The organism is Thermopolyspora sp. NPDC052614, from assembly GCF_040678635.1.
Taxonomy (GTDB): domain Bacteria; phylum Actinomycetota; class Actinomycetes; order Streptosporangiales; family Streptosporangiaceae; genus Thermopolyspora.
The window spans coordinates 494,665-514,968 of the sequence record NZ_JBFATZ010000005.1 but is presented as its reverse complement, the minus strand read 5'-3'; the positions used below and the strand labels follow the sequence as shown (position 1 = coordinate 514,968).

The 20,304-nt window shown below is 68.3% G+C and carries 16 protein-coding genes; 7 read left to right on the top strand and 9 right to left on the bottom strand.

The features are described 5' to 3' along the window. Positions 1-124: 124 nt before the first annotated feature. The gene (locus tag AB0K60_RS14415; protein WP_364053379.1) at positions 125-1,345 is read left to right on the top strand and encodes a VWA domain-containing protein; all 1,221 of its coding nucleotides are present in this window, start codon (positions 125-127) and stop codon (positions 1,343-1,345) included. A gap of 173 nt (positions 1,346-1,518) precedes the next feature. Here AB0K60_RS14415 and AB0K60_RS14410 read toward each other — a convergent pair whose 3' ends face one another. From AB0K60_RS14410 to AB0K60_RS14400, 3 genes are read right to left on the bottom strand one after another with little or no spacing between them, the layout of a single operon-like run. Continuing rightward, entirely contained in the window at positions 1,519-3,621 is a 2,103-nt protein-coding gene (locus AB0K60_RS14410) for a hypothetical protein (RefSeq protein WP_364053376.1), read from the bottom strand. Next, a complete protein-coding gene (locus AB0K60_RS14405; RefSeq protein ID WP_364053373.1) occupies positions 3,618-4,805 on the bottom strand; it encodes a 5'-methylthioadenosine/S-adenosylhomocysteine nucleosidase in 1,188 nt (395 codons plus the stop codon). Before AB0K60_RS14405 ends, AB0K60_RS14410 begins: the two co-directional genes overlap by 4 nt. Continuing rightward, positions 4,798-5,529, bottom strand: coding sequence for an NUDIX domain-containing protein (locus tag AB0K60_RS14400; RefSeq protein ID WP_364053370.1), 732 nt, complete (start codon positions 5,527-5,529; stop codon positions 4,798-4,800). The genes AB0K60_RS14405 and AB0K60_RS14400 overlap by 8 nt, the downstream gene beginning before the upstream one ends. A 314-nt stretch (positions 5,530-5,843) precedes the next feature. Between AB0K60_RS14400 and AB0K60_RS14395 the strand changes: the two genes are divergently transcribed. Further along, the gene (locus AB0K60_RS14395) at positions 5,844-7,133 is read left to right on the top strand and encodes an ATP-binding protein (protein WP_364053367.1); all 1,290 of its coding nucleotides are present in this window, start codon (positions 5,844-5,846) and stop codon (positions 7,131-7,133) included. Between the two features lie 251 nt (positions 7,134-7,384). On the opposite strand, the gene AB0K60_RS14390 is transcribed toward AB0K60_RS14395, so the two are convergent. Together AB0K60_RS14390 and AB0K60_RS14385 are read right to left on the bottom strand one after the other, a co-directional pair. Beyond that, on the bottom strand, positions 7,385-10,000 hold the full coding sequence (locus tag AB0K60_RS14390) for an ABC transporter substrate-binding protein (RefSeq protein WP_364053364.1): 2,616 nt from the start codon (positions 9,998-10,000) through the stop codon (positions 7,385-7,387). A 150-nt stretch (positions 10,001-10,150) separates the two neighbouring features. After that, positions 10,151-11,110, bottom strand: a complete 960-nt coding sequence (locus AB0K60_RS14385) for a LysR family transcriptional regulator (protein WP_364053361.1) — start codon at positions 11,108-11,110, stop codon at positions 10,151-10,153. A gap of 109 nt (positions 11,111-11,219) precedes the next feature. Between AB0K60_RS14385 and AB0K60_RS14380 the strand changes: the two genes are divergently transcribed. The 5 genes from AB0K60_RS14380 to AB0K60_RS14360 all read left to right on the top strand — a co-directional run bounded on the left by AB0K60_RS14380 (position 11,220) and on the right by AB0K60_RS14360 (position 16,281). Further along, the gene (locus AB0K60_RS14380; protein WP_364053358.1) at positions 11,220-11,876 is read left to right on the top strand and encodes an ankyrin repeat domain-containing protein; all 657 of its coding nucleotides are present in this window, start codon (positions 11,220-11,222) and stop codon (positions 11,874-11,876) included. A 379-nt stretch (positions 11,877-12,255) separates the two neighbouring features. Beyond that, on the top strand, positions 12,256-12,501 hold the full coding sequence (locus AB0K60_RS14375) for a hypothetical protein (RefSeq protein WP_364053355.1): 246 nt from the start codon (positions 12,256-12,258) through the stop codon (positions 12,499-12,501). A gap of 23 nt (positions 12,502-12,524) precedes the next feature. Beyond that, the gene (locus AB0K60_RS14370) at positions 12,525-12,752 is read left to right on the top strand and encodes a hypothetical protein (protein ID WP_364053352.1); all 228 of its coding nucleotides are present in this window, start codon (positions 12,525-12,527) and stop codon (positions 12,750-12,752) included. Positions 12,753-12,884: 132 nt separating this feature from the next. Beyond that, positions 12,885-14,810: an AAA family ATPase gene (locus tag AB0K60_RS14365; protein WP_364053349.1), complete on the top strand. Its 1,926-nt coding sequence runs from the start codon at positions 12,885-12,887 to the stop codon at positions 14,808-14,810. 10 nt (positions 14,811-14,820) lie between these two features. Continuing rightward, positions 14,821-16,281 (top strand): UvrD-helicase domain-containing protein, encoded by a 1,461-nt coding sequence (locus tag AB0K60_RS14360; protein WP_364053346.1) that lies wholly within the window; start codon positions 14,821-14,823, stop codon positions 16,279-16,281. A 250-nt stretch (positions 16,282-16,531) separates the two neighbouring features. On the opposite strand, the gene AB0K60_RS14355 is transcribed toward AB0K60_RS14360, so the two are convergent. The 4 genes from AB0K60_RS14355 to AB0K60_RS14340 form a co-directional block, all read right to left on the bottom strand. Continuing rightward, a complete protein-coding gene (locus AB0K60_RS14355; protein ID WP_364053343.1) occupies positions 16,532-17,941 on the bottom strand; it encodes a hypothetical protein in 1,410 nt (469 codons plus the stop codon). A gap of 266 nt (positions 17,942-18,207) precedes the next feature. Further along, complete coding sequence (locus AB0K60_RS14350; RefSeq protein WP_364053502.1) at positions 18,208-19,074, bottom strand: class III extradiol dioxygenase subunit beta; 867 nt, start codon at positions 19,072-19,074, stop codon at positions 18,208-18,210. 1 nt (position 19,075) lies between these two features. Next, a complete protein-coding gene (locus AB0K60_RS14345) occupies positions 19,076-19,420 on the bottom strand; it encodes a hypothetical protein (RefSeq protein ID WP_364053340.1) in 345 nt (114 codons plus the stop codon). 9 nt (positions 19,421-19,429) lie between these two features. Continuing rightward, on the bottom strand, positions 19,430-20,296 hold the full coding sequence (locus AB0K60_RS14340) for a bifunctional 5,10-methylenetetrahydrofolate dehydrogenase/5,10-methenyltetrahydrofolate cyclohydrolase (RefSeq protein ID WP_364053337.1): 867 nt from the start codon (positions 20,294-20,296) through the stop codon (positions 19,430-19,432). Between the last annotated feature and the right edge of the window lie 8 nt (positions 20,297-20,304).

Sequence of the window (20,304 nt, the reverse complement as noted above, 5' to 3'; positions counted from 1 at the left end):
TGAAGCGAGGACCGCCGACCTGACGACATCGGACACGAGACCGTCTGAGATGAGGACTTCCGGGTCCAGGTCGTGGGAGTGGAGGCCGTCTGACCTAGAACCGTCCGAGGCGGAATCGCCGGAGGTGAGGCGGTCGCCGAATGGGACGACGACCCCGGGTGGCCTGCTGGCGAACGTGGACCGGGCGGCGCTCGCGGTGGCGTTCGCGGAGCGGCTGCGGCGGCGGGGAGTGCCGGTGGGCCTTCCCGCCGTCGAGGCGTTCGTCCGCGCGATGGAGGTCTCCCCGCCCGACTCGATGCCGCGCCTGTACTGGGCGGCCCGCATCGCCCTGGTACGGCACCGCTCCGAGATCGAGATATTCGACGCCGTGTTCGCGGCGGTGTTCGGCGACGTCACCCTCGGCGTCGACCCGCACGCGCGCCGCCGCCGACGCCCCCTCCCGCCCGCCGCCACCGGCCGCTACATCACCGCCCCCGGCACCGCGGGCGCGAACCAGCAGGGCGGCGGCCTGCCCTGGGCGACGCCGCCCCGGGTGATCGGCGACGCGGAGCCGTCCGACAGCCCCCTGACCGTGCCCGAACCACTGCCCAGCGCCGTCGCCGCCTTGGCCGACACCCCCTTCGAGCACCTCGACGACCACGAACTCGACCTCCTCGCCACCTGGCTGCGCTCGGCGATGACCGACTGGCCCACCCGCCGCAGCCGCCGCTTCACCCCCGACCCCCGCGGCCGTCGCATCGCCCTGCGCGCCACCATCGCCCGCTCCCGCCGTACCGGCTGGGAACCCCTGCGCCTGATGCGCGAACGCCCCGCCCGCCGCCCCCGCCGCCTCGTCATGCTCTGCGACGTCAGCCAGTCGATGCGCCCGAACGTGACCGCCTACCTGCACCTGATGCGCGCCCTGGCCCTGTTCGCCGACGCCGAGACCTTCGCCTTCGCCACCACCCTGACCCGCCTCACCGCCGCCCTGCGCCACCGCTCGACCCGCCTGGCCATCGAGCACGCCTCCGAAAAGGTCACCGACCGCTACGGCGGCACCCGCATCGCCACCAACATCGCCGCCCTGCTCGCCTCCCACCACGGCGGCCTCGTCCGCGGCGCCGTCGTCATCATCGCCTCCGACGGCTGGGACTCCGACCCGCCCGAGGCCATGACCGCCGCCATGACCCGCCTGCGCCGCCGCGCCCACCGCGTGATCTGGCTCAACCCCCGCGCCGCCGCCCCCGGTTTCGAGCCCCGCGTCGGTGCGATGGCGGCGGCTCTGCCGTACTGCGACAACATGCTCCCCGCCGACACCTTCCACGCCCTGCGGCGGGTGATCGAGGTCGTCGCCGACATCCGTTGACGTGCTCTGCGGCGGCTTCCGGTTCTCGCGGTCGCGTTCGCGCCTGCCCGGCGGTACCCGACCCCATACGGACGCCGTTTCAGCCGGTACGGCGAGTCGGCCGTTCCCACCTGCTGCGCGGGAGAGCCCGCGTGACGGCCGGAGCGGCATGGGCGAGCGGCCGCGCAGGGCCGTCAGGTGCCGGCGAGGTGTTCCCGGCCGGTGTCGCCGGACTGCGGAGGCCGCCGCAGCGCGGACGAGGTCTCGGCGCGGTTGCGTTCCTGGTCGATCCACTTCTTGCCCTCGGCCGCGATGCCCGCGAGAACGTGCAGGGTGTGCCGGATGCCCGCCGCGTCCAGGGTCGCCTCGGAAACCGTGCCGGGGTCCTCGCCCTGCTGGAGTTCCTCCACACCCGGCTCGATCAGCAAACTGATCTTCTGGCCGTCGAGAAGGGACAGCTCGAAGGTGCGCTCGCCGGTGTCCGCCTGCCGTACGCGTACCGACGAGATCGTCTCGAATCGGTAGTTCAGCTCGTCGTGATCGTGGAACTCGCCGGTCTCGAAGTCGAGGGTCGCGGTGAGCTGACGCACGCCCCTGGAAGTGAGCAGGAAGATGAGCAGCCGGTACTTCCTGTACCGCCATGGGCCGCCGCGCACCCGGGCTCGGTCGGCGGAGCCCTGGTGGGGAGCCTCGATGAAGGCGTGGGCGACGACGTCGCTCATGCTGAGCCGGTAGTGCTCCAGCGTCTCGGCCAGCAGCACCTTGCGGTCGTGGTCCAGCCAGGCGGCCATCTCCCGGTCGTCCGGCCGGTCGGCCAGCCGTTGCCGCCACCGGTGCAGCGCCGCCCGGCTGTCGTCCAGCAGGCGGTTGGACTCGTGGACGTCCGCGGCGTATCGGCGGCGTTCGATGACGACGCGCATGCCGGAGCGCCCGGCGACCCACCCGGCCGCGACGATCAGGACCAGCGACCGGACCGCCTCGAACGAACTGACCTGGATCGCGCCGCGCGCCGCGAGGATCGTGCTGATGACGCAGGTCACGGTGCCGAGTACGGCGGTCGCCCGCATGGTCGCGGGGACGGCGAGCGCCCGGCGGTAGTCCCACAGCGTGCCGTCCGTCCAGCGGGCGACGACGCGCCCGGTCCGGTAGCGGATGAGCCAGTTGATCCGGTTGACGGCGACCCCGGTGTCCCGGTAGGCGTCGGCGACCTCGTCACGCAGGCTCGCGCGGATGCCCGCCGTCCACTCCAGCCAGTCTTTGCGCTCGACGCCTTCCGGGACGTACTTGGCGAAGTAGTACTCGAATCGCCGGTCCACCTGGCGGGCGAAGCCGTCGGCCGGCGGGGCGGGTCTCCGGCGGCCGGAGAAGCCGAACCCGTTGCCGTGCCACTCGCCGTGCTCCGCGTCCTTGGCCCGTCGTCGCGCCGTGCGGAACCGCCACTCCGCGCCGTCGCGGAACGCCAGCCAACCGCTCACGACGCTCAGCGCGTACGCGACCAGGGCGGCGGTCCGGCCGCCCTGCACGAGCAGCGCGCCGATGTGCGCGGTCGCCGCGGCCAGGACGATCGTGCCGCCCACGGCTCCCGCCCAGGTCCCGGCGGAGATGGCGACCGATTGCGGCGGCCGTACGCGCGTCTCCCCGGGCGACGGCTGGAAGAACGTCCAGACCCGCTTCGCCCGGTTGCCGGACATCTGCTCAGCGGCGGCCCGTTCCAGGCGAAGCCGCCACATCTGGTCGTTGAGCGGACCTTCGAGGAACAGCTCCAGATGGCGGAGGATCATGGCCCGCTGGGTCTCGGGAAGCTCGTCGAACTCCTTCATCGGCAGGCGGATGTCCGCGTCCGGCCGCGCGGCGGCGTCCAGCAGCCGCCTGATCGTCCGTACCCCGTCCGCCCAGGGGCCCTCGCCGACGGCCGGGAAGAGCCGGTCGACGTCCCGGAGCTGAGTCGCCTCCTCGGCGGACAGCTCGCGTCGCGTCCTGCCGCTCAACAGGGCGAGCAGCCAGTGGAAGAGCACCTCGTCGGTGCGGTGGCCGCGCACGACGGCGTCGTGGATGAGCCGCCAGGCGGTCTGTGGCATGCCCCCGTCGAGATGGCGTGCCCCCGCCTCGAACCTCTCCCGCGGCGACGGATCCGCGGGAACCACGTAGTTGACGTCTCCGTGCACGACCGCCGCCTGCACCGCGACCTGGGCGGAGTCGGCGGCCATGTTGATTGGCACGTTCAACGGCACGTTGATCGGCACGTTGATCGGCGCGTTGAGCGGCACGTTCATCGGCACGTCGTCGGGCGGGGTCATCGCAGGGCCTGCGCCAGCGTGATGATGGTCGTCAGGTCGCCCGCGAGGTCGGCGGCGTCGGCGAGCAGCCCGCGCAGCCGCTTGAGCGCCAGGGTCAGCTTGCCCTTGCTCTGCGGCGTCTCGGCGCGGAGGGCGTCGTCGGCGATGGCGAGTTCCTCCTCGGCAGCCGCGAAGGTCTCCTCGTCCAGGCGGCCGTCCGCCCGTGCGCGCCGGAGCAGCGATCGGAACTTGGTGAGCGCCTGCACCAGGTCCTCCGGGCGGCTCTGCCCCACGCTGTAGTTGATGTCGCCGTGCACCTGGCCGACCTGAATCCCCACCTGGGCGTTGCCCTGCGCGACGTTGTGGTACGTCACCCCCGCGGGATGGCGATCCCCCTCGTGAGCGTCCTCGCGAACCCGCATCGCCGTTCCTCCCGCCGTCTTCGGCCACCGGCCCCGCTCGTCCTCGGCCCCGATCGCCTCCGCCAGCGCCGCAGCGAACGCCGCCGCGTTGGCCGCCGCCCTCTCCTGCCACCGGTCGCGGTCGGTGATCTCCTTCGTGCCGTCGGCGCGATCGCTGACGCCGCGGATGACGACCATGGGCAGGGCCCCGTTCAGGTGCGCGGCCTGCGCGACGCCCGCGCCCTCCATCTCGATCGCGTACGCGTCGTTGTAGTTCTGCTCGATCCACCGGGCGTGCCCGGACACCTTGGAGTTCAAGACGACCTCGCCCGCCGCGATCGGCCCGAAATGCACCTGGGGCGCGGGCCCGTCGAGGTCCCCCGCCCACCCGCCGTCGCGGCCGATGTGACGGGCGAGCTGCTCGGCCGCGTGCGAGGTCTCCCAGCTCCGTGGACGGCTCCTGAGCCCATCGTCTTCGCTCTTTCCCCCGTGGTACGCGTAGACGCGCGTCGCCACCACGACGTCCCCGAGGGCGATGTGCGGGCTCAGCGCGCCGGCGACGCCCACGAAAAGCAGAGCGGCCGGGTCGAACTCGCGGATGGCCCGCTCGGTCAGCACCGCCGCCGCCTGGTTGCCGGTGCCCACGTTCGCCAGCGCCACCCGGCAGCGTCCGCTCGCGAGCCGGCCGACCTCGAAGAGGGTGCCGTGCGGATGCCGGTGCAGCCCCGGGGCGGCGAGATGCCTGCGGACCGCCTGATACTCCAGGTCGAGCGCGGTAAGGATGACGACGTGTCGATCACTCACTCTCCCACTCCTTCACGTGCGGCTTGTCGGGCCGGACCATCGGCGGGTGGAGGACCGTGCGCGGCCCCGCCCGGAACAGCCGGGCCGGACGCCCGGCGGCCCTGCGGGCGGTGCCGGCCGGAACGATGAACCCCTCGGTGTTCTGCACCTTGCGATAGAAGTTGCGAGGGTCGAGGGTCGTCCCCCAGACCGCCTCGTACACCTCCTGCAGCTCCGTGATCGTGAACGTAGGGCCGCAGAACGCCGTCGCAAGGGCCGAATGCTCCAGCTTGGCGCGGGCGCGCTCCACCCCGTCGGCGATGATGCGCCGATGGTCGAACGCGAGCTCGATCTCCCCGGAGAGCACCGCCTCGGCGGGCCGCCACCCGGCGCTCGCGGCGTCCGTCCCCGCGGTGGGCTCGGGCAGCCGGGGCGCGATGGCCAGATACGCCACCGACACCACCCGCCCCCGGGGATCCCGCCCCGGCTCGCCGTACACGCCGAGCTGCTCCAGCCGAAGCGTCTCGACGTCCAGATCGGCCTCCTCGGCCAGCTCCCGGTGGGCCGCCTCGACGATGCCCTCCTCGACGTCCCGCAGGAACCCACCCGGCAACGCCGCCCTGCCCTTGTACGGCTCGACCCCCCGCTCGACGAGCAACACCTGCAGCCGCGACTCACGCAGCGTCAAAATCACCAGGTCCACGGCGAGCAACACAGCGGGCGCCACCCACGAATCGTCCGTCATGCGGGGAAGGCTAGCTTTTTGTCGCTTTGACAAGAATGACGGAAAGGTAAGAAGTGTCAGTCCTGCGGCGGGCGCGGTGTGCGCGGTCGCGCCACTACCAGGGGGCCGACGCCGGACCGGCGCGACCCTCGCGATGACGGCATGTCCGGCAGGTCGGACCAACGGTGAACACCACGTCGTGGGCGTGCGAAGGGGTGCGCGGGTCACCCGTGTGTGCTGCCGCAGTTTTGACTCGGACGTGGACGCTGATCAATGGCGCGAATGTATCACGCGATGTAGGGTGAGAGTCCATATGAGGAGAGGCTGCAACCGGGATGTTGCTGAGTTTCCGCACGGCGAACCATCGATCCTTGCGTACGGAGCAGCAACTGCTGCTGACGCCCGCTTACGCCGAAGAGGACAGGCCGAACGCGACCTGGCAGGCCGTACCGGTTGTGGCGATCTTCGGCCCGAACGCCTCGGGAAAGTCCAATCTGCTCGACGCGATCAGGTACATGGCCTACGTCGTCAGATGGTCTTTCCTGGAGAACGAGCCCGGCGGAGGCATGCGGCGCAACCCGTTCGCGCTCAGCGCCGACGAGGCCTCCACGTACGTAGTGGACCTGTCGATCGACGGGGTTCGTTACACATATGGCTTCTCCATCGATGACGTGGCCGTGGTGGAGGAATGGCTGTACAGCTACCCGCAGAGAAGAGAACGAAAGATTTTCGAGCGGGGTGCCGATGGTTTCACCTATGGGGTGCACACTCCCGACTCGGTGAAAAGCCTGGAAAAGCTTGTCGAGCCGAACGTGCTGCTCCTGTCGGTCGGTGCGCGTGCTCGCCAGGACATGCTGCGACCGGTTTATGGCTGGTTCGCCGCCCAGAGCTTTCGAGCGCCGACGGTCGGCCGTGGGTCGTTCATGAGGAACAGGTGGAACAATCTGGAGCTATCCGGTCTGCAGGATCGGATAACGGCTCTGATGCGTGCCGCGGACACCGGTATCGACGGCTTCGAGATCGTCGAGGAGACCGATGAGGAACCGGCCCTTCGGGCTGCCGCTCTGCGACAGAACTCCGGCGGCAAAACTTTTCCTCGGCGTCAGACCATGCTGCTTTTCAAGCACAGGTGTGACGCGGGCGAGTTCGTTCTCCCATTGGAGGAGGAATCCGACGGTACGCAGCAGATGTTTCACCTGGCGGTATCGGTGCTTCCGGTCCTGGAGTCCGGAGGCGTGCTCCTCGCGGACGAACTGGACGCGAGCATGCACACCTATCTGAGCGCGAAACTCATCCAGCTTTTCCAGGATCCGGCCACCAATCCGCGCGGTGCCCAGCTCATCTTCACCAGTCACGACTCCGCGCTCCTCGGCCGCGTGCAGGGCCGCGACATCCTGCGGCGTGATCAGATCTGGTTCACCGAGAAAGACGACGATGGGGGCACCCAGGTGTTCCCATTGACAGATTTTAAGCCCCGCAAAGAGGACAATAGAGAACGGCGGTATCTAACCGGACGATACGGCGCCGTTCCCAATGTGGACGATGAACTTTTTGCGGCGGCGCTCGCGACACATGTAGATCCGCCTCACGTCCCCCCGGCAGTCCACGAGCAAATCCCCGGTTGACTCGCCGGAACCCGGTTGAGAAGGGTCCTTGCTCGACCGCAGGCCATCCGGCGGACGAGTCGAACGTAAGCGGTTTCTTATTCTCTGCGAGGGGGACACCGAGGAGAAATATTTCTCGATGTCGTCATGCCGGGAGTTCGTCATTTGCAGGCGATCGACGAGGCCCGACGACGCCGTGATGCCGATGATTACGACGAGGAAGACGAGGTGTGGTGCGTCCTCGACACTGAACTCGACCGCAGACTCGCCGCTTAAGGGACGTTCTTCGGAATGTCGGGCAGGTCGACGCAGGGCTCATCGGTTGGCAGCGACTCGCTGGGGTGCAGTCTGCCGCAGCGGACCTCCACGCTCGAAGCGTCGGACTCAACCCGCATGATGGCGATCGCCTTGTTCACCGGGTCGTGTCGCTCGCCCCAACCGAAGTCGATGACACCGCTCGAGCCGTTCCAAGCGGATTCGCCGAAGGTGCGGGACAGCCGGAACAGGACGTCTCCCGAACTCGGTAGCCGACCTCCTGGTCGATGCGCCTTATTGGCGGCACGGTAGATGACGTCGAGTGCGTCATAAGTGAGGATGAGGGTATCGTCCACAGCGGTTTTGTGTGCGCCCTTGATCAGCCTGCTGATGAATTCGGTCGCGTGGAACGCGTTGTCTTCATTCCCCTTCCATATTTCTCGGTTGGCCAGAGAGGCATAGTAGACCATTACTCGTCGCATATTGGTGATCTCTCCGCTGTGGGCGGCGACGACCCTGCTGACGTCGTCTCCTGCGATCACCCTGGCGGGCAGTCGGTCGCCGCAAGGTCCACTGCCTTCGATCGCCCTGAGGAAGTCCAGGAAATCCGAGGCGCGGCCCGCATACATGAAGACGTGGGGTTTCCGCGCACATGCCTTGGCGACGGCAGGGGTCATTTGGTCCTGGGAGTCGCCATAGGCGATCGGAGAACCGACGGTGAATTTCTCCTTCTGTAAGGCAGAGGCGAAATCAGCCGCCAGGTTGTTGGTGTAGGTGTCCTCATCCATGCCGTCCTGCACGATCACCGCCGAGGCCCTTTCGGCGGTGGTGGGCAGAGTCTTGCGCGCGAAGCGGGCTGCGAGCGTCGCCTGGCGGAAGTTGGTCGGGCTGAGATGGAAGTAGTAGGGGGAAGGTCTGCCGTTGACCATTCCGAGGTCGTCGGCGGTGGCGGTGGTGGACACGACGGGAATCTTCGCGGCGTCGAATTGGCTGACGGCCTGTTCGACGCCCGCAACGCTGCGCGCCAACCCCACGACGCCCATGAGGTGGGTATCCTCCTCGGCGAGCTTTGTGACCAGTTCGGCGGCTCGTTTGCCCTGCCGGTAGTTGTCTCCGGCGTTGACGATCAAAATCTTGACGCGGGGAGCCCTCATCACGGCGCGCTGGAACTCCTCGGCGGCTGTCAGTTCGGAAAGGGCGCTGGCGTATCTTTCGTCAGGCCACGACGTCTCCACCGAGTACTCGCCGAACAGGGCCAGGCTCACATACTCTCCGGCGCGGTCGACGGCCCGGTTGGTCGCGTCGATCTTCTGCATGATCGCATAGATTTCCGCTTTGAACAGGTCGCGGGGGACGTCGCGCGTGGCGTTGATGACGCCGATGCACTCACCTCCCAGGCGTTCGACGTGGGTGAGCCCGCCGCAGCTTGCCGCCCGGCCGTTGATGGTGCTCAACGCCAACCAGATGATCAGGCCGGGCAGCCCCAGCAGGACGACGCCCCAGTAGCCGATCGCGCGAGCCTGGTGTCGCCAGGGCCGCAGCCGGTACGGCGGCGCGGGCGATGGGTGATGTCCGTTCGATCGGACCACGAGACGGAGCGACGTTCGATGCCGTAGCCGTGCCCGGCGCCATTTCCTGACGTTTTCGGTGAGCGCGCCCAGTTCCGCCGGCGCGGCCGACAACCGAGGGCCCGCCAGTTCGTCGGGCACGGTGGCGATCACCAGCATCGGCAGGACCAGGCCGGTCGTTTCGCATGTGTCTTCCAGCAGGCGCAGGAACCGGGCGTTGACGCTCTGGACGTCGTCGATTTCGATGTGCAGGAGGCAATAGAGCCCGCGTCCCCAGCTCGGCCAGGGTATCGGCCATTTCTTGTACGCCTGTCGGAGGTCCTCGCACAGGGCATGGACCAGGAGCCTGTCGCTGTCGTCGTCGGTGGCGTTGGCCAGACGCAGGGCGTACGTGGCGAGCCGTTCCCAATAGCCCCTGCGTGTGAACTGCTGCCGTTTGAACCAGCCGTAGAAGAACGAACCACGGAGGGAACCGAGACCTTGGGCGCAGATGCCGATCGTCGCCACGAGGATGCCGAGCAGCCACGGCAACACGCCGACGAGATCGGATGGCCCCGCGGCCAGCCACACCACCAGGGTTCCCAGCGGGACCCAGGTGACCGCGGCGCGCCCGAGGAAGAAGTCGACGACCAGCCGCCATGTTCCCCCCGACGTGGGCCTTTTCCGCCGCCATTCCTTCAGGCGCGTTTTGAACACCTGGAAGCCCTCGTGCGATTGCGGGTCCGGCGGCCAGTTGCCGGAATCGGGCGGCTCGTCGCGCTGCTTGCGGGCCCACAGAACGAACTGCGCGAGTGGGAAGCGCGGTGCGGGGAGGAATGATCCGTCCACCGGTTTTCCCAACTGGCCACGGGATCCTGCCAGCGCGGCCACCAGCGCGGCCACCGAGGCGTGATCGCCCTCTCGTACCGTGGTGCTGGGCAGATGCTTCGCGAACGGGGCGATCGCCTCTTCGGCGACCACGGCCGCATCGGGACCGGTGACAAGGAGGAGCGGCAGTTGCCGATCCCGGCGCCAGAACCAGGGCCTGCGGATGAATGTCGCTATGACGCTGCGCAGATCGGCCATGCGCCCCGTCCCCTCGACTCGTCGGATCCACCCAGGGCATCGTCCTGTCACGGGCCGGGTACAGGACCGATCCCAATCTAACTAACCCTGAGTCATCGGGTGACAGCCATCGATCAGATGCGAGGCCGGGCGGTCACCGGTGTCGGCGGGTCAGCTCCACAAGGTGACGTGGATGGAGGGGCGGAAGCGGCCGACGCTGACGCCGGGGCCGCGGAGCATCGCCTGGGTGGCGCGCGGGGTGGTGACGAAGCGGACGAGTTCCTCGGCGGCCGGGGGAGTGCCCTGGGAGGCGAGGGTGAGGGTGGCCCAGACGCCGTCGAAGCGGAGGGACGGGCCGGGGACGCGGACGAGGGTGCCGTTGGCGAGGTCCTTGGCGATGGCGAAGGTGACGGCGGGGGCGAGGCCGTTGTTGCGTTTGACCTCCTCCAGGGCGGCGGCGTGGCTCTGGAAGATCTGCTGGTTCTCCTCGGGTACGCCGATGCGGCGCAGCAGGGCGGGGACGACGCCGACGTCGGTGGCGGCCGACGGGCCGAGCAGCCATGTCTGGTCGCGGAGCTGGCCGAGGCTCGCCTCGACCTTGGCGAGGGGGTGGTCGGGGCCGGTCACGATCGTGAGCTGGTAGTTGAGGAACGGTTTGCGGATCAGCGACTCGTCGCCGGCGGCGGCCACGTGCGGGCCGATCGCCACGTCCAGGGTGCGGGAGTGCAGCAGGTCGGGGAAGCGGCGGGGGTCGTGCACGCTCAGCTCCACGTCGAGGTCGGCGGCGCGGCTCGCGAACAGCTCGATGAGGCCGGGGGCGGCGTACTCGGCGAAGACGCTGGAGGCGCCGACGCGCAGCAGGCGGCGGCCGGCGCCCGCCTGGCTCACCTCCATGATGGTGCGCTCCTGCAGGCTGAGCAGTTCGCCGGCGCGGCTGGCCAGGCGCAGCCCGCCGGGGGTGAAGGCGAGGCCCGACGCGGTCCGGGTGAAGAGTTGGTCGCCGAGTTCCTTGCGCAACTGGCCGATGTGGAGGGAGACGGCCGCCTCCGAGACCTCCAGCTCCGCGGCGGCGCGTTTGACCGAGCCGAGCCGTACCACGGCGGCGAAGGCGCGAAGCTGGGTGGGCGTCATGTGGGCAATTTACTGCAGTTTATTCGAATTGCGGCAGTTGGTCGATGGCGAGGCGGAGCCGGCCGCGCATGCCGGGCGGCGGGCCGTACCGTCGCCTTATCGTGAGGTGGTGGGCGGTCACATCGACTTTAGCGCCGTCGCCGAGGTGGTACGCCGGGGCGACCTCGCGGCCCTCGCCGGACTCGTGGCCTCCGGCCGGCCGGTCGACGAGGACGACGGGGTCACCGGCACGACGGCGCTGCTGGTCGCCTGCGAGAGCGGGCAGACGGAGATCGCGGAATTCCTCCTGGCGCGCGGCGCCGACCCCAACCGTGTGCACCGCGACGGCTGGAACTGCTACGACTCCACTAAGGCGCCGGCGATCCGGGAGCTTCTGGTCCGGCACGGTTTCGCGCTCACCCTGTGGCAGCCGACCCGGGGCGCGGCGCTGGAGCAGCTCCGCGTGCTGTCCCCGGCGCGACCGCTGACCGAGAGCTGGTCGGGCACCCTCACCGGCACCGCGCCCACCCTCGAATACCGCGCTTATCCGCAAATGTCGGGCAGCGTCTTCATGAGCGTCACCGCCGCCGGGCACACGCGTTCGTACGCGGTCACCACCCCCGGTCACCTCGCCGCCGCGCTGCCGGGGCGGGCCGAGCCCGGTCCGGCCACGCTCCGCCTGCGCCTGGAGGGGTTCCGCGGCGAGTTCCGGGTGCGCCTGTACTGCGCGGACCGCGTCCCCGGAGACGGCCTGCGGGATTTCTGGCTGCCGGACTGGACCGGCTGAAGCACTCGCCCCGGTGGGGGCGGCCGCCGTGCCGGGCCGGTCGAGTCGTGACAGAACGTCGCCGTGCGCTTACGGGAACGCGGCGGCCGGAGCGGGTGGCGGTTCCTCACGCCGGCGCCGCACCGCCTCATATGCCTTCGACGGCGATGAAATTCTCGTTTCCTCGTATTTCCGGCAGGATGGAAAGGGGGTTTCGGGTGATATCTCGTTTGTTGCCTTGGGCTGCTGGTGTAGCCTCTGTGCTGGCTAGAAGACACGAACGCGGCATCGTGGGGAGAACCGGGCACCTTGCAATTATTGCCCATTGACAGTTGAAGCGCTGTGCAGATCATAAGCCTGTCTTGCTGTAATTGGGCTGCGTCAAAACGATACATCGTATTTGACCGAAACCCTTGTTTCGGTCTTTTCGGTGTTTCGCAAGGTGGCTCCCCGCCGCCAGGAAAGCCAGTGGGTGTGGTTCTCGCCGCACGCCGTACGTGGGGAAAGGGATGTTATCCGTGAGTGTGTCGGGCGGTCAGGGAACCGTTCCCCGATATTGGCGGAGGAGGCGGTGAGCGCGTTTGCCGAGCTCGCGCTGGCGGTCACCGAGACGGTCACCGCCGGACCGGCGCACACCAGCGAGTAGGAGACGGGCGCCCTGCCGACGCCATGCCGGGCGACGGGCAGTTCCTCGTTGGCGAGGACATCAGGCCCGGCACGTACAAGACCGCCGGGCCGGATGGCTCCACCTGCTATTGGGCGCGGCTGAGGAACGCCTCCGGCGAGCTCAGCGCGATCATCGCGAACGATAACATCACTGGTCCGGTACGCGTCGCTCACAAGAAGGGCGAGTACTTCGAGAGCACTCGCTGCCAGGAGTGGAAGCGGGTCGGCTGACAACCGACGATCATGCCCCAGACCGGAAGGAACTGTGTCACGGCGCATGTCCTGTCTGGGGCCTGGCAGACGCACCCGGCCCGCCGTCGGTGGGCCGGAGAACCAGCAGTCACTTGATGAGCAGGAGGACAGATGTTTCTCAGGCGGGTCGCCGTCGAGGGATTCAGGGCAAGCGCTGGGGGGTTGATCGAGTGTCACTTTCCCGGACGGTTCTCGACCCTCCTCGGCCCCAACGGCGGAGGGAAGACCACGATCAGTGACGCGATCTATCTCGCGCATCAGATGACCTTTCCCTGGCTGAACCCGTTTCCCGCGACCGCGCTCGGTCAGGATCCCCGCTACGTGGAAGTGACGTACCAGAATCCTCAAGACCCCAACGCTGCGCCTGGCACCCTCGATCGGATGCTCTACAACCAGGGGGCCCCGGCGGAGCTCACCTGGTCCCGTCGGCTTGTGCCGTGGATGGGCCGGATTCGGAAGGAAGGGCCGAGTCGCACACCTGGAGCCGCAGGCCGCATCCGCCTGATCTACCTGCCCGCCAGCCGGAACCCGGTCGACGAGCTCGCGCGCCGTGAAGTTCGCGTGCTCATCGATCTGCTTCAGGCACACCAGCAGAGACTTACCGGTTATCGGAGTCTGCACGACCTGCGGCAGCACGCGAGTCAGCTACTGGACCGGCTGGCCCGGCACAATCTCATCCAGGAGGTGGAGGAACGCATTGGCGCCTACCTCTCCGACCTCTCCGACGGGGTCAACCAGCACATTCCGTTCGTCGGCGGCCAGCAGGTGGACGATGTCTACCTGGCGCGTGTGCTTGAGCTGCTGCTGGCCACAGCGGATGACCGGGCGGTGGCCAAGCGGCTAGAGATCAGCAGCCTGGGATACGTCAACCTCCTGCACATCGCCCTCACCCTGGCCGCGATCCCGGACCTCACGGCTCCGAGGACGAGCCGTCGGACCGCGGGTATCTCCGGCGAGGCGCCGACGGATCGCGAGGCCGAGCACGATGAGCGGGCACGTCTCGCGGAGGAGGAGGCGGCGCTGGAGGAGGAGTCGTTCTTCCCCTCCCACTCCTTCCACGCCACGGTGGTTATCGAGGAGCCGGAGGCCCACCTGCACCCACAGCTTCAAAAGGGCCTGGCTCGCTACCTGCGCGCCCTGGTGCGTAACCGGCCCGAGATCCAGGTGATCCTTAGCACGAACGCGACGGATGTCATCTCCGCCTGCGATCCGACCGAGCTGGTCGTCCTGCGCCGCCTTGCCGACGGAAAGAGGGCCGCCCGTACTCTTGCCATGCTCCCGATTAAGGGGCGGAACGAGGTGTTCACCAGAGCCCGGCTGCATATGGACGCCATGCGATCGTCCGCGCTCTTCGCTGAGCGGCTCGCCGTTGTCGAGGGCGTGACTGACGTGCTCATATTGCGTCAGTTCGGTTTGGTGTGGGCAGGTGATGATCAGCGAAAGCGGTCGTTCATCAACGCCCTGGAGATCGTGCCTGTCGGTACGAAGGTGGGGCCGTGGATCGTACGTCTCCTGGCGACGAAGGAGCATGAGCTCTGCGCACGCATCGCGATCATGCGTGACTCAGATCAGCCCCTCGATCAGCTTCCGACGCCGCCGCCGTGGCTCGCCGAACACGACGATCGGGTGGTGGGCTTCTTCCCCAGCCACCCGACGCTGGAGCCCGCCATCACCGAGGGCAACGAAGAGATCGTGGCTCGGGCGCTGGACGCCCTGAGCGTGCCGAAGCCCGACGTGATCAGTCCGACGACGATCTACGAGCTTTTCAGGTCCCAGGGTAAGGCGACAGACGGCACCAAGCGGTCGGCGGGGCCGGCCGCCAAGCTCAAGGGCGAGTTCGCCTTGCAGGTGGCTCAGATCGTGGACAAGGTGGTGCGGGGCGAGATCGACTGTCCCGTGCAGGTGCCGAAGCACATGGCCGATCTATTCGACTTCGTCTACCAGACCGAAGACGACGTGACCGCAGGCGAGGCAGGTGCGACGGATGACTCGATGAAGGACGACGGTGACACCCTGTCCGGGAGCTCCGATGTATAGGCCTCCCGAGTTGATTGACGAGCAGCTGCGTGCGGCGTCGGCCGTGGATAAACGTCTCTACATCGAGGCGTCTCCCGGAGCCGGGAAGACGAGTGTGGCGGCGGAGCGGTTCGGCCTGCAGCACTACGGAGCTCCGGCCGACGGCCGCGCCACCCTTGGTTTCGCGTATACCCGGCTGGCAGCCGCCGAATTATGCGAGCGGGTCCGATCCCGCTGGGGTTCGGCCGCGTTGAGGTGGCCGAACCGTATCGACACTCTCGACTCCCTCCTGCGCGACATCCTGACTTGGCTCCTCCGGATGGGGCAACTGCGCTGGCCCGGCGGTCATGAGGAGCTCAAGGTCAGTGATACGTGGGAGGCATGGGGCGTGCGGACGTGGCAGTCGTGGAAACCCCGTCTGGCTCCCGTGCTGCACATCGTCGAGTCCGGCCAGATCGAGTTCGGCGGCCCGGAGCAATTCCACGGCCCGCTGGCCGAGGGGCGGTGCACACATGACGAGATCCGCACGGTCATCGCCGGTGCCCTGGACCGCCGGGTGCTGAAGGCCGCGATAGCGGATTTCCTCCGAGCTTCGGTACGGTCCGTCATCGTCGACGAAGCATTCGACGTCAACGAGCTCGACCTGCGAATCTTGGAGCTGCTATGCGAGCAGGATGTCTCGATGACCCTGATCGGCGACCCGTGGCAGGCGCTCTACGAGTTTCGTGGCGCACGACCGTTGCTCGCCGAAGCGCTGCTCATGAACTACGGCTTTCACCCGGTGCGGCTGAGAAGATCGTTCCGATTTCGGAACGCGGCGACGCGAGAACTCGCTGAGCACATGCGCACCGGGCGTCCCGTCACGATACCCCGCTGGGAAGCTGCTGGACCGCTCGATGTCGCACTCGCGGCTAGATGGGAGGACATGTGGCGGCTCGGACCGGAGATCTTGCCGTTGTCGTTCGGGCGACCGACCAGTTCGGAGAAGGCGCTCGCGACGCTCCTGCTGAATCGCTTCGCGTCCACCGTCCTGAAGACTGAGGCTGTCTACGTCAATGACGCCCTTCGGCGGCTGAACCTTCCTACCGACGTGGACTTGGGAGAGGAATTGGATGATGTCCTGCTCACTCTTCGCAAAGGCGGTGTGGATGCTGTGGATGCCGCAGGAGAGAGACTGCTTCAGGTGGTGAGGGAAGTCGGCCCGACTGGGAGATGGCTCGCAGTGACGCACGGCCTCAGAAGGCTTCTGCGGAATCTCGCGAGGCGTGTTGAGTCACAGTCCACCGGTTTCATCCCCGGCATGACCGTGCACCAGGCGAAAGGGCGGGAGTGGGACGCGGTCGGTTTCCTGGCGAGGGAGGAGGATCTCTCCGCCCTGCGCACCGGCCTTGACCGCGGCCGGGCCGGTGATCGGCAGATCTACGTGGCACTCACCCGTGGAAGATACTCGACCTTCCTCCTCACTGCAGCAGCAGAGGAGCGATCTCGATAAGGCCGTTTCGCCAAGGTCTAGGGCGGTGTGATGACCCGTTACACCGCCAATATCCACACCACGCGGTCCGCCCGGCGGGAAGCGGAAACATCGCCTATGTGCTGTGGGGCGGTCGGTGCGACGACAGCGAGGCCGCAGCGTGTCCAGCGGCGCTGGGGATCGCCCAGGGCGAGGGCAGGACCTGTCGCCTCGCCCTGGGGATCGTCCAGGACCCGCCGCCGGGCGGCGGAGGGGGTGGGGCCGGTCGGCGTCAGGCGACCGGGGCGGAGCGCCAGCCCGGCTGGTACTCCTCCTGCACCACCTTGGAGTACGGGGCCTTGCTCACGATGGCGCGGACGGCGATGGGCTCGTGCTCCTGGACGGTGAGCTTCTTGGTGCCGCCGTTCGGCTCGCCCCAGATGACGCGGACCTCGGCGCCGATCGGCACGTCGGGGTTGACGGTCGCCAGGGACAGGCCGGAGCGCTCGTTGGCGCTGTAGCCGGTGAACAGGGACAGGCCCACGACGTTGTCGTCGGCGTCGATCACGGCGTCGTAGTTGGAGGAGCCGTAGTTGGCGTTCGGGACGTCGAAGAACTGGTGGCCCGGGCCCTGCGGGTCGGCGAGGGAGGCGAAGATCTTGCCCAGGTCCTCGGCGTTCCAGGCGAGGGTGACCTTGCGGCGCTGGGCGTCCTTGTTCTTCTCGATCTCGCGCAGCGCGTCGGCGCCCATGAAGTCGTGGTCGAACTTCACGAAGGAGCCGTAGCCGAGCTCCCAGGGGTTGAGGTAGTAGTCCTTGATGTCGTCGGAGATGAAGCTGCCGGCGAGGGCGTTGGTGGCCTCGTAGCTGTCCACGCCCAGCCACTCGCGGTACGGGCGCAGCTCCTCGGCGGTGTAGACGGCCGGGAGGGGCGAGGGGATCCAGCCGGACTCCAGGGTGTTGCTGGAGTAGGCGCGCGAGCCGCAGGGCTCGATGCCGAACTCGCGGCCGGCCTCGAGGATGGCGTCGCGGATCTTCTCGTAGGTCTCGTACGGGCCCCAGATCTCCAGGCCCGGCGCGCCCGCCATGCCGTGGCGCAGGGTGCGCACCCGCTCGCCGGCGATGTTCATGTAGCTCATGCGGAAGAAGCGGAGCTGCTCGAGCGGGCCGCCGTGCAGCTTCTCGATGATCGGCCAGGCGTTCGGGCCCTGGATCTGGAAACGCCACAGGTCACGCGACACGGCCTTGCCGTACGGGCGCATCGGGGAGCGCTGGTCGAGGCGGATGTCGACGTTGTAGCCCTTGCCGCCGTAGAACTGCAGCCAGTTGGCCACCGGGGCGCGGCCGACGAAGGTGAACTCCTCCTCCGACTCGCGGAAGAGGATTCCATCTCCGATGACTCCTCCCTCGGGGGAGACCGGGACGAACTGCTTGGCCATGTTGACCTCGAAGTTCGCCACGCTGTTGATGCCGGTGTCGGAAATCAGCTTCAGCGCGTCCGGGCCGGAGATGAACAGGTTGACCATGTGGTGTGACTGGTCGAACAGCACGGCGGTCTCACGCCAGGCCCGGACCTCGCGACGCCAGTTCGTGAACTCGGCGGGGACGACCGGGTAGATGTAGGCACCGAGCTGGGAGTTGCGGAGCAGCTCTACCGTGTTGCCCGTCTGGTCCAGCAGTTCCTGCAGGTTCTTCGCAGTCATTTTTTACCCGTTCTCGTTTGACGCCGTCGGCACTTCCGTCGGCTTCAAGCTATTCCTTCGCCCTGTGCCGTTCACATGGCGAAGGGTTGGAGTGCAGTGGCCATGACCGGCAATGGCCGGTGAGTCATTTGACGTAAGGGATTACGCAGGTGTGAAGCGCGAAGAATCGCGGCCTCACCGCCGGTCTGAGCTTGTGGTTTCGTCCCGGCGGGGCACCGGGACGGGCCGGTACGGCACGGCCGTCGCCGTACCGGCGAACAGGGGGATCAGGCCGCGGCCCGGCCCCCGATCTCCTCGTCCCCGAGGTTCTCGAAGAGCGCCAGCGCCGCCGCCGTGTTGGACACCGGCACGTGATAGGTGTCGTGCACCCGGGCGATGTTGTCGCCCAGCGCCCCGCGCATCACCAGCCACATGATCAGCTCGATGCCCTCGGTCCCGGCCTGCTCGATGTAGTCCTCGCGGCTGAGCGCGGCCAGCGACTCCGGATCGTGCTCGATCTCCTCCAGGAACATGCGGTCGAAGGGCTCGTTGATCAGCCCGGCGCGGGCCCCGGCGAGCTGGTGGGACATGCCGCCGGTGCCGAATACCGCGACCTTCAGATCCTGCGGGAACGACCGGATCGCCCGCCCGAGCGCCCGCCCGAGGGCGTAGCACCGGGCCGCCGTGGGCTGCGGGTACTGCAGCACGTTGACCAGCAGCGGGACCACCGCGCACGGCCAGGCGTCGCCGGGGTCCGGGCAGTACACCGACAGCGGCACGGTGAGCCCGTGGTCGACCCGCAGCCGGTTGAATGTGGCGATGTCGAACGAGGAGTCCACGAGCTCGCGCACCAGATGCTCGCTCAGCTCGGGCGCGCCGGTCACCGCCGGCACCGGCCGCGGCCCCCACCCCTCGTCGGCGACCTCGTACGACTCGGCGGTGCCGATCCCGAAGGCCGGCACCAGGTCCATGCCGACGCCGTTGGCGTGGTCGTTGTACACGATCACGGCCACGTCGGGCCGGTGCTCGGCCATCCACCTGCGCGCCGGCGCGTAGCCGTCGAACAGGGGTTTCCAGTAGGAGTCCTCGGTCTTGTCGTGGTCGATGGCCGCGCCGATGGCGGGCACGTGGGAGGTGGCCAGCCCCCAGATCACCTCAGCCAAAACGCCGCCCCCCTGCGCGCATGGTCGCGGTGAACTCCTCGGTGGTCATGCCGGTGAAGACCGCGCCGAGGTCCTGCACCGACTTCTTGTCCACCATGGCGAGCTTCACCGTGTAGAAGATCGACGCCCCGAGGTCCAGCATCGCCGTCCAGTCGCGTTCGAGGATCGCCCGCTTCTGCTCGGGCGAGAGCCCGTACGCGTCGCAGTAGGCGGCCTCGTCGGCGAGGAAGCGGCGCCGGTTCTCCGGATCCGTCAGCGAACCGCACATCCGGTTCAGCGCGTAGCCTCGCCGGCCCGCGCTCACGTCGAGCACATAGTTGTCGCGTACCTTGCTCATTCCCCAACCTCAGGCCGGAATCGCGGAGTTCTGGCGCGCGGCCTCGTGCTCGCGCGCCGCCCTGATCGTCTGTGCGAGCAGGGTGGCGATGGTCATGGGGCCGACTCCGCCGGGCACCGGGGTGATGTACGACGCCCGCTCGGCCGCCGCCTCGTACTCCACGTCGCCCCTGTTGTCGGCGTAACCGGCGTCGACGACGACGGCGCCGGGCTTGATCCACTCGCCGCGGATGAGCGCCGGCCGGCCGACGGCCGCGATCACCACGTCCGCCTCGCGGACGTGCGCGGCGAGGTCGACGGTGCGCGAGTGGCAGTAGGTGACGCTCGCGTCGCGGGCCAGCAGCAGCATCCCGACGGGCTTGCCGAGGATCGGGCTGCGGCCGATCACGACCGCGTGCTTGCCCGACAGGGGGATGTCGTACGCGTCGAGCAGCGCCATGATGCCGCCGGGCGTGGCCGAGGAGAACCCGCCCTCGTCGAAGGCCATCATGGCGAAGGACGTGCGGGTGACCCCGTCGACGTCCTTGGACGGCGCGATCGCCTCGAAGGCGGCGCGCTCGTCGATGTGATCGGGCACCGGGTGCTGGAGCAGGATGCCGTCGACGCCGGGGTCGGCGGACAGCTCCCGGATCCGGTCGACCAGCGTCTCGGTGCTGATCGAGGCGTCCAGCTCGATGCGGCGCGAGGTCATGCCGACCTTCGCGCACCGGTTCGCCTTCATCCGGACGTAGGTGTGGGAGGCGGGGTCGTCGCCCACCAGCACCGTCGCCAGGACCGGTACGCGGCCGTACTCCTTGATGAACTCGCCGACGTCGTGTTTGACGTCGTCGAGCATGCCCGCCGAGACGGCCCGGCCGTCCAGAATCTGTGCTGTCACTGGTTCTC

Excerpts from the sequence above, each read along its gene's own strand:
- AB0K60_RS14410 (WP_364053376.1), bottom strand. The coding sequence starts at position 3,621 with ATGACCCCGCCCGACGACGTGCCGATGAACGTGCCGCTCAACGCGCCG.
- AB0K60_RS14400 (WP_364053370.1), bottom strand. The coding sequence starts at position 5,529 with ATGACGGACGATTCGTGGGTGGCGCCCGCTGTGTTGCTCGCCGTGGAC.
- AB0K60_RS14395 (WP_364053367.1), top strand. The coding sequence starts at position 5,844 with ATGTTGCTGAGTTTCCGCACGGCGAACCATCGATCCTTGCGTACGGAG.
- AB0K60_RS14390 (WP_364053364.1), bottom strand. The coding sequence starts at position 10,000 with ATGGCCGATCTGCGCAGCGTCATAGCGACATTCATCCGCAGGCCCTGG.
- AB0K60_RS14385 (WP_364053361.1), bottom strand. The coding sequence starts at position 11,110 with ATGACGCCCACCCAGCTTCGCGCCTTCGCCGCCGTGGTACGGCTCGGC.
- AB0K60_RS14370 (WP_364053352.1), top strand. The coding sequence starts at position 12,525 with ATGCCGGGCGACGGGCAGTTCCTCGTTGGCGAGGACATCAGGCCCGGC.
- AB0K60_RS14365 (WP_364053349.1), top strand. The coding sequence starts at position 12,885 with ATGTTTCTCAGGCGGGTCGCCGTCGAGGGATTCAGGGCAAGCGCTGGG.
- AB0K60_RS14355 (WP_364053343.1), bottom strand. The coding sequence starts at position 17,941 with ATGACTGCGAAGAACCTGCAGGAACTGCTGGACCAGACGGGCAACACG.
- AB0K60_RS14345 (WP_364053340.1), bottom strand. The coding sequence starts at position 19,420 with ATGAGCAAGGTACGCGACAACTATGTGCTCGACGTGAGCGCGGGCCGG.